The sequence below is a fragment of the Alcanivorax sp. UBA3183 genome (assembly GCF_002364155.1).
GTDB classification, from domain to species: Bacteria; Pseudomonadota; Gammaproteobacteria; order Pseudomonadales; family Alcanivoracaceae; genus Alcanivorax; species Alcanivorax jadensis.
In genome coordinates, this window is sequence record NZ_DEXN01000034.1 from 46,902 (window position 1) to 55,039 (window position 8,138).

The following is an 8,138-nucleotide window of genomic DNA, read 5'->3' on the forward strand; positions in this document are numbered from 1 at the left end:
ATCAGGCCCGCGACATGAATTTACGTTCGGCGGTGTTCACCCGCACTTTTTCGCCTTCCACGATATATTCCGGCACCTGCACCACCAGCCCGGTATTCAGGGTGGCCGGCTTGGTGCGTGCGGAGGCAGAGGCGGCTTTCATGGCCGGGGCGGTTTCGGCGACTTCCAGCACCACGGATGCAGGCAGCTCCAGGCCGATCACGGCATCGTCCACCCGCAGCGCCAGCAACCCTTCGGTATCCTCAGTGATAAAGGCCAGCTCGTCGGCGATGTCCTCGGCTTTGAGCAGGTACTGGGAGAAATCCTCGTTATCCATGAAGATGTAATCGTCACCATCCAGGTAAGAGAACTGCACCGGCCTGCGCAGCAACTCCACCGTGGTCACGTCGTCATCCCCCTTGTAACGCTCCTCGAACTTGGGCCCACCCCCTACCGCACTGGCCTTCACCCGATACAGCGTCGCCGCCCCCCGGGCCGAGGGGGACTGCACCTCGATCTGACGGATCGCGTAAAGGGTGCCGTTCGCTTCGATAACATCGGATTTTTTCAGATCGCTGGCGCGGGTCATGGCTGGGGAAGGTCCTTGTGAGTAAAAGGACATGGTATCCGAGCTTAAAGGTGTGGCGCCAGATAACAGGGAGGAGGAATACAGTTGACAGTGGACAGTTGATAGTTGATAGCGAAAAACGCGAAAACCTTCCCCAGCTTGGAAAGCCAGGAGGCCGCACCTAAATACTGAGCGCGGCCTCAAGCATTGCAAACAAGGACAAGAATCAACCGCGAGCTGTCAACTGTCCACTATCAACTGTCAACTGCTCCGCCACCTTCCCCCACGCACCCTCACACAGCGCCTTCCGATCCGTGCCTTGTGCCGATACCGGTTCGCAGAAATGCAGGCGCACGCGGATGCGGTTGCGCAGTAGCATGGCCCACAGGTGGTGGTGGAATTCGTCGTCGCCGATAAAGGCCATGGCGGCATCCGGGGCGCCTCTGTCGTCCAGGTAGCGCACCGCCAGGGGTTGTACTGGCACATTGGCCATCAGCGGCGCATCGAACAGCTGCGGAAAGAAACGGCGCAGGCCGGTGCCGTCGGTGGTGGTGCCCTCCGGGAACACCAGCACCGTGTGACCCTGCTTCAGCCGATCACCAATTTCCCTGGCCTTGCGACTGGACTCGCCGCTGCCTCGCTTGATGAACAGGGTACCCATGGCCCGGGCCAGAGTGCCGATTAACGGCCAATCACCCACTTCCGCCTTGGACAGGAAATACAGGTGGCGTTGGCTGGCAATCAATGGAATATCCAGCCAGGACACATGGTTGCTGACCAGAAACACCGGGGCGTCGACCGCATTGCCCGTTACCGTCAGCTCCACCCCGAGGATACGCAGAAAGTGCCGGCACCAGCGCTGCTTGGCCGCCAGCACCACGGGCCGATACGGTGACCAGAACGCCCCCAGCAGAAATGCCAGCACAAAGCCCCACAGCAGATAGAGCACGATGCGGGCAACCCTCAATACCCGACGCAGTTGCGGCCAGAGGCCGCTTTGCATATCAGGGCTGACGCTGACGCTATCATTCATTTCACTCATAGTTCAGAGCCTGGGCCGAATCGTATAAGCCCCGTAGGAGCGGCGCTCTCTGTGCCCTGCGGGTATGAGCCGCGAACGTGCTTGCGACAAACCTTCCACCTTCGCGGCTCAAGCGCCGCTCCTACGGGACCTTCGCCAATCAACGCTCCTAAACCGCCTGGGCCGGCTGCAGGAAGTGCTGCACATAGCGGGCCGGCAGGTCATCCACCGCCATCAGCACGAAGAAATCCAGGCAGTTGAAATCCGGGTCCCAGCAGGGATCCCCACACACCCGGGCCCCCATGCGCAGGTAGGCCTTGAGTAGCGGCGGCATTTTCACGTTGTCGTCGGCGGCCAGGCCCGGCAGGCGCTCCAGGCGCAGGTGCGGCTGAACCCGCAATGCCGGCTCGCTCAGGTGACGCTGGTTGATGCGCTGCTGAATGGCGGCCACGTTGTAGCCCTCGCTCAGGGCAATGCTGGCGCAGCCCAGCAGGTAGCGCACATCGTTTTCGAGCATGTACTGGGCCAGCCGCGCCCACAGCACGGTGATCACGGCACCGCCGCGGTGGGCGGGATGGATACAGGTACGGCCGATCTCTGCCACCCGGCCATCCAGATGGCGCAGCATGGACAGATCAAATTCGCCGCTGGAGTAGAAACCGCCGGTGCGATGCAGACGTTCGCCGGGCAGCACACGGGTGTAACCGACAATCTCGCCACTGTGGTTATCGCGCACCACCAGGTGCAGACAGTGTTTATCAAAGCGGTCCCGGTCCAGCCCGAAGGGAGCGCTGAAGCTGGCGCCATATTCCTGGGAAAAGATACGGTAGCGCAGACGCTGGACCTTGATGATTTCCCGCCGGGAACGGGTGAAGTAGGCACTGAACCGTCCGGCATTTTCCGCATCCGCCGTCATGTCCCGGGGGAAACGGAGAATATCGGCAGTGGCCGTAAACGGCTTGGCCAGGGCCCCTCTTAGGTGGGGGCTAAGGGCTTTGATCTTTCCTGCGGCTTGCGCAAGCATAGTGTACTCCACTGGCAGTTTCGGGCAGTTTCGCCAGTGGACGTGGCACAGTAGTGACGCTTGAGTGACAGTTGTGCGACAAGGGGTAAAAGCAGTTAATAGTTGCGCGGAAGTGGCGCTGTGGTTGCTGAAACTCAAGAAGCCGCGAGCAAAAGTGAGGAGTGAAATTCCGAGTTGAATATAGAGAGGCGATTGCGCAGCAATGCAGGTAGCACGTCGCCACCGCCCAACACTCCGGCCGTTTGTGAAAAGGAGAGGCCCTATGGACAAGCCTGTCACTGTTTCCCGGCAGCCCTACCCTCTGCCGGTCAAGAAAGGGGAAAAGGTGTTCTGGTGTGCCTGCGGCCGCAGCAAAAACCAGCCTTACTGTGATGGCAGCCACAAAGGCACCGACATCACCCCGGTGGCCTACACCGCCCCACGGGACAAGATCGTGTTCTTCTGCGGCTGCAAACACAGCGGCAAGGGGCCGGTTTGTGATGGCAGCCATGTGCAAGTGAAAGAGGGAAAGCTCCCGTAGGAGCGGCTTCGTGGCCAGGCGTTTAGCCGGTGTTGCGAAGCCCCGCTGCAATACCGGCGATGGTCACCATCAAGGCACTCTCCAGAACTTTATCGCCGTCCTGCTGGCGCAGGCGCGCCATCAGCTCCGCCTGGAGAAGGTGCAGGGGATCCGTGTAAGGGTCGCGGACCCGGATGGACCAGCGCATCACCGGATTGTTATCCAGCAGGTCTTCACGTCCAGTGAGGGCAGACAAGGCATTCACGGTGCCGGTGAGCCGCTCGCGTAACACTTCACCCAACCGGGCCAGATCAACGTCATCCCCGGCCAGCCGTTGCTCGTACCAGGCCGCCACGCGCAGGTCCGCCTTGGCTAACACCATCTCGAGCATATCCACCACGCCCTGAAAGAACGGCCACTCGCCCACCATTTCCTGCACGGTGCCGTTTTGCGCCGGGTCCGCCTGGGCAGCCTCCAGTGCAGCACCCGTACCCAGCCAGGCAGGAAGCATCAGCCGAATCTGGGTCCAGGCGAACACCCAGGGGATGGCCCGCAGGGAGCTGATGCCGGCATCCTGCTTGCGGCGGGCCGGGCGACTGCCCAGGGACAGCCGGGACAGCTCGGTTTCCGGGGTCACCGTGCGCAGGTAGCGGACTAGCTCAGGTTCTTCCTGGACCACGCTGCGATACCCGGCCACGGAGACATCCGTCAGGGTCTGCATCTGTTCCCGCCATTGCGGCTTGGCCGCCCGGGGTGGCAACAGGGTCGCTTCCAGGGTGGCAGCCACATATTGCGCCAGGTTGAACACGGCCACCGCCGGGCGGCCGTACTTGAAGCGGATCACCTCGCCCTGTTCAGTGACGCGAATGCGCCCGGCCACGGAGCCCGGTGGCTGGGACAGCAGCGCCATGCGGGTGGGCGAGCCACCCCGGGAGATAGAACCACCACGGCCATGGAACAGAGTCAGCGGAATGTCATGTTCGGCAAACAGGGCGGTGAGCTTTTCCTGGGACCGATACTGGGCCCAGGCGGCCCCGAGAAAACCGGCATCCTTGGCGGAGTCGGAATAGCCAATCATCACTTCCTGGCCCCCGGCCACCCGCTGCCGGTAAAACGGCACCGCCAGCAGGGCCGACATGGTGTCCTCGGCATTGTCCAGGTCATCCAGGGTTTCAAACAACGGCACCACACGCATGGGCTCGCTGACGCCGGCGATCTTCTGCAGCAGCATCACTGCCAGCACATCCGAGGGAGCACGGGCCATGGAGATGACATAGGCGCCCAACCCTTCGCTGCCCTGCTCGGCAATCACTCGGCAGGTGGCCAGCACTTCTGCCACCTCGTCGCTGCATGCCTCACTGGCGTGGAAGCTGTCATCAATCAGTGGACGGCGAGCCTGGAGCTCCTCCACCAGAAACGCCTGCTTGCGCTCCTCCGGCCAGTCCGCATAGCTACCCAGTTCCAGATAACGGGTGACCGCATCCACGGCATCACGATGGCGGGTGGATTCCTGGCGGATATCCAGCCGCAACAGGGTAATGCCGAAGCAATTGAGGCGGCGCAGGGTGTTTTTCAGGTCGCCATCGGCGATATCGCCCAGGCCGACATCGCGCAGGGAGCGGTCGATCAGTTGCAGGGGCGCCAGTAATTGCTCACGGCGCAGGAACCCCTCGCCTTCAGGCACCGGCTGATTTTCTACCTGGGCTTCCATCTGCCGTCGGGTGAGCTTCAGTCTCTGGCGCACCTGGCGGAGAATCACCCGGTAAGGCTCATGGCTGGGGCCGGTTGCCGCCAGCAATTCCTCACTGGCCGCTTCCATGGACAGGTCCGCCAGCAGGTTTTCCACGTCACGCAGGTACAGGTCCGCGGCCATCCAGCGGGCCAGCAGCAACACTTCCCGGGTCACCGGCGCGGTCACATTGGGGTTGCCGTCCCGGTCGCCGCCCATCCAGGAGGCCAGCTTCACCGGCGCCCAGTCCGCTGGCGGCTGGGGCAGGCCCTGCTCGGCCAGCTCCCGCTCCAGTTGCCGCACCATTTCCGGTACCGCCTGCCACAGGGACTGCTCGATGGTGGCGAAGCCCCACTTGGCTTCGTCTACCGGGGTGGGCCGTTCGCGGCGAATCTCATCGGTGCTCCACGCGGCCAGGATCAGGCGGTAGAGCTTCTCGCGACGAAAGGCCAGTTCGTCATCGGTCAGATCCGGCCGGTCCAGTTCGCCGAGCAGGTCCGCCATCTGGTCGTATTTGCGGATCAGGGTGCGGCGGGTCACTTCGGTGGGGTGGGCAGTGAGCACCAGCTCCACGGACAGGTCTTGCAGAGTGCCGTCGATCACGTCAGCGCTGATCTGCTCCTCCTGCAGGCGCTGCAGCACATTGGCGATACCCTGATCACCACCGGGATCTCCGGGGTAACGCTGATGCTGACGGTGCAGACGTTCACGGTGATGCTGTTCAGCAATGTTGCTCAAATTGAGAAACTGGCTGAAGGCCCGCGCCACTTCCAGCAGGGTGGCGTCATCCAGAGGCGAGAGCAGATCACGCAGGGAAGACAATGCAGTTCCCTGCTCGCCGCGGGTAGCCACCGAGGCTTTGCGGATGGTTTCGATGGTCTGATAGAGATCGTCACCGGCTTGCTGACGCAGACACTGGCCCAGCAAGTCCCCCAGTAAACGCACATCATCTCTCAGGGGCGTATTGACACTGTTATCCACTGTGGCTCCTTCATAACTGCCGAACGGTATCGCCTTTTATGCCTGAGCACATTCGCGTTGGCCATGACAACCGCAAAAAAACGCATTTTTAACAAGATTAGCGTGCATCACATCTTTATTCCCGGAGGGCCCTGACGCAACATAGGCGGCCAAGGAGCCTCTGAATAACCCCTTGTGTTCCCAGAGCGGCCTGAAGGGCACGCAGAGGGCTATTCAGAGGCTCCAATAAGTCACCGGGGATCGATGAATCATGACGACTTCCAGCCGTATCACCTCGGATCAGGGTGTGGTGATCATGCAGTACCTGGCCCGGGCCCTGTTCGCCGCCCTGGCCGTGATCTATTTCCATCATGCAGACAGTTTCTTCTTTGCTCTGCCCAAAGCGACACCCTGGCTGTTGTTTGCCGCTTATGTGGGGCTGCAATTATTGCTGTTGTTCTGGCGCCCGGCCAATGGCGATGCGTTTGCTTCCGGTCTGGATTTGCTGACCCTGGGCATCGTGCTGCTACTGGACCCGGGCAACCCGCCGCCCACCATGGCGCTGTTGTTTATCGCCGTGCTCAGCAACGGCCTGCTCCACGGCATCAAACGCTTTCTGATCATGCTGGCTGGCGCGGAAATCGTGCTGGCCTTTGTGCTGCCGATCCGGCTGAGCTATGTGACAACGCCGTCTGCCTCGGCGAGCCTGTTTCTGGTCATCGCCCTGAGTGCCTGCATGCTCTATTTCGGGCTGATGATCTGGCGCAACCAGGCCCTGGCCCGGGCGGCCCTGGAAGCCACCTGGCGGGACCCGGATACGGATTTCATCAGCCGCGAGGCACTGATCAGTACCGCCGGCTGGCTGGTGCCGCTGCACGACCGCATTTCATCACCCATGACCCTGGCGCTGGTGCATCACGATGAGTTACCCCAGTTGGCCAACCGGGTGGCCCACCGCATCCGCCGCAGCGATGTGGCGGCACGCTATGACAAACAACATCTGGCCTTGCTGCTGCCCTGCACAGCCACCGCCGCCGCCGAACAACTGCTTAACGATCTGCGCGACCGCCACCCCGGCCTGCGTGCTGCGATCATGACCTTGAGTGATGGCGATGCGGCTCTGGAACAGGCGTTGGCCCACCTGCAGAGCTCCATGGCCCGCACCCGGAACGACAACGACCACTGGCTGGCACACGCCCCGCCGATAAACTGAGAGACTGCCTCGATTTGGTGCATTTTGTTCAGCTACATAAGCTCACACTGTCTTGCCATGAAAACCGGTAAAATAGTGAAAAATGTGTAAGGCAGTTGCCATGTTCCGTCGTATCGCTCTGCTGGCAGGGTTAGCCACACTCCCCTTATCCAGCACCCTCGCAGACACCGCCACCGGCCGCATTGTGGGTGGCGAGCCAGCACCGGTTGATCGCTGGCCGTGGATGGCCCAAGTGGCCGTGGATGATCCCAGCGTGAGCGGTTATTTGCTTTGTGGTGCCAGCCACCTCAGCCCGGAATGGCTGGTTACCGCTGCCCATTGCATGGAATATCTGGACGGCTCACCCGCTCAAGCCGACCAGACCTTCGTCTTTATCGGCGACGATGATCGCAACAATGTTCCCCAAAACGGCATCCCCGTCAGGCAAATACTCTTGCACCGCCAGTATCAAAACCTGAACCGGGATCTGGCCATGCTGCGTATCGACACCCGTAGCAATACCCTCTGGCCCAACATCATCAGCGAAAGTAGCTTTAATGATTTAGAAGGTCGTAGTACCACAGCGCTGGATGAATCAGTCACCGCCCTGGGCTGGGGTAATACCGGTAATGGCAACCTCAGCAATGTGTTGCGTGAAGTGCAGCTGGACTACATCCCCCAGCAACGCTGTCGGCAGTTATCCAGCCTTACCATCACCAACTTTGCGGTGTGCGCTGCGGAGCTGAACCCGGTCAACGGTGTCCAGCAAGACTCCTGCTTTGGGGATAGCGGCGGCCCCCTTTTCCTGGACCGGGACCGACAACCCTGGCTGGTCGGCCTGACCAGCTTCGGCCTGCGCAACTGCGCCACCGGGGCTCCATCCGGCTATACGCATCTGTCTGCGGAAACTCGGGAACTGGAGGTATTGACCGCTTCCGGCGGTATTCCTCTGGTCGACCTACTCCCCCAATGGCCTACACCCCCACCGCAGTATTACTACCAGCCCCCGGGCGGCAGCCAAACGCTGAGCCTGGCCCTGAAAAACGACAGCAAGGAAAACACCGTCACCAATCCGATTCTGACCTTTAGTCTCACTGGCAACACCTTCGCCAGCGGCGGCTGGTCCGGGTGTAGCGGTCTGCTTTCCGGCAACCGCTGTCGGCCCT

At 61.4% G+C, this 8,138-nt stretch carries 7 protein-coding genes; 3 read left to right on the top strand and 4 right to left on the bottom strand.

Features of this window, described 5'->3' with window-relative positions; all coding sequences use genetic code 11:
* Window position 1: 1 nt before the first annotated feature.
* The 3 genes from yeiP to B3Q33_RS11265 all read right to left on the bottom strand — a co-directional run bounded on the left by yeiP (window position 2) and on the right by B3Q33_RS11265 (window position 2,592).
* The gene (yeiP, locus tag B3Q33_RS11255; protein WP_272963085.1) at window positions 2–568 is read right to left on the bottom strand and encodes an elongation factor P-like protein YeiP; all 567 of its coding nucleotides are present in this window, start codon (window positions 566–568) and stop codon (window positions 2–4) included.
* A 205-nt stretch (window positions 569–773) separates the two neighbouring features.
* A complete protein-coding gene (locus B3Q33_RS11260; RefSeq protein WP_272963086.1) occupies window positions 774–1,589 on the bottom strand; it encodes a lysophospholipid acyltransferase family protein in 816 nt (271 codons plus the stop codon).
* 148 nt (window positions 1,590–1,737) lie between these two features.
* Complete coding sequence (locus tag B3Q33_RS11265) at window positions 1,738–2,592, bottom strand: GNAT family N-acetyltransferase (RefSeq protein WP_272963087.1); 855 nt, start codon at window positions 2,590–2,592, stop codon at window positions 1,738–1,740.
* A gap of 262 nt (window positions 2,593–2,854) precedes the next feature.
* On the opposite strand from B3Q33_RS11265, the gene B3Q33_RS11270 reads away from it, so the two are divergent.
* A complete protein-coding gene (locus B3Q33_RS11270) occupies window positions 2,855–3,112 on the top strand; it encodes a CDGSH iron-sulfur domain-containing protein (protein WP_035249452.1) in 258 nt (85 codons plus the stop codon).
* A 22-nt stretch (window positions 3,113–3,134) separates the two neighbouring features.
* On the opposite strand, the gene ppc is transcribed toward B3Q33_RS11270, so the two are convergent.
* Window positions 3,135–5,801 (bottom strand): phosphoenolpyruvate carboxylase, encoded by a 2,667-nt coding sequence (ppc, locus tag B3Q33_RS11275; protein WP_272963088.1) that lies wholly within the window; start codon window positions 5,799–5,801, stop codon window positions 3,135–3,137.
* A gap of 250 nt (window positions 5,802–6,051) precedes the next feature.
* Between ppc and B3Q33_RS11280 the strand changes: the two genes are divergently transcribed.
* Both B3Q33_RS11280 and B3Q33_RS11285 read left to right on the top strand, forming a co-directional pair.
* On the top strand, window positions 6,052–6,993 hold the full coding sequence (locus tag B3Q33_RS11280) for a GGDEF domain-containing protein (RefSeq protein ID WP_272963089.1): 942 nt from the start codon (window positions 6,052–6,054) through the stop codon (window positions 6,991–6,993).
* Between the two features lie 100 nt (window positions 6,994–7,093).
* A partial coding sequence (locus B3Q33_RS11285) for a S1 family peptidase (RefSeq protein ID WP_286827538.1) occupies window positions 7,094–8,138 on the top strand: 1,045 nt, incomplete at its 3' end.

What these genes read in the sequence shown, in the direction of transcription:
- B3Q33_RS11270 (WP_035249452.1), top strand. Translation starts at nt 2,855, where the DNA reads ATGGACAAGCCTGTCACTGTTTCCCGGCAGCCCTACCCTCTGCCGGTC.
- yeiP (WP_272963085.1), bottom strand. Translation starts at nt 568, where the DNA reads ATGACCCGCGCCAGCGATCTGAAAAAATCCGATGTTATCGAAGCGAAC.
- B3Q33_RS11265 (WP_272963087.1), bottom strand. Translation starts at nt 2,592, where the DNA reads ATGCTTGCGCAAGCCGCAGGAAAGATCAAAGCCCTTAGCCCCCACCTA.
- B3Q33_RS11260 (WP_272963086.1), bottom strand. Translation starts at nt 1,589, where the DNA reads ATGAGTGAAATGAATGATAGCGTCAGCGTCAGCCCTGATATGCAAAGC.
- B3Q33_RS11280 (WP_272963089.1), top strand. Translation starts at nt 6,052, where the DNA reads ATGACGACTTCCAGCCGTATCACCTCGGATCAGGGTGTGGTGATCATG.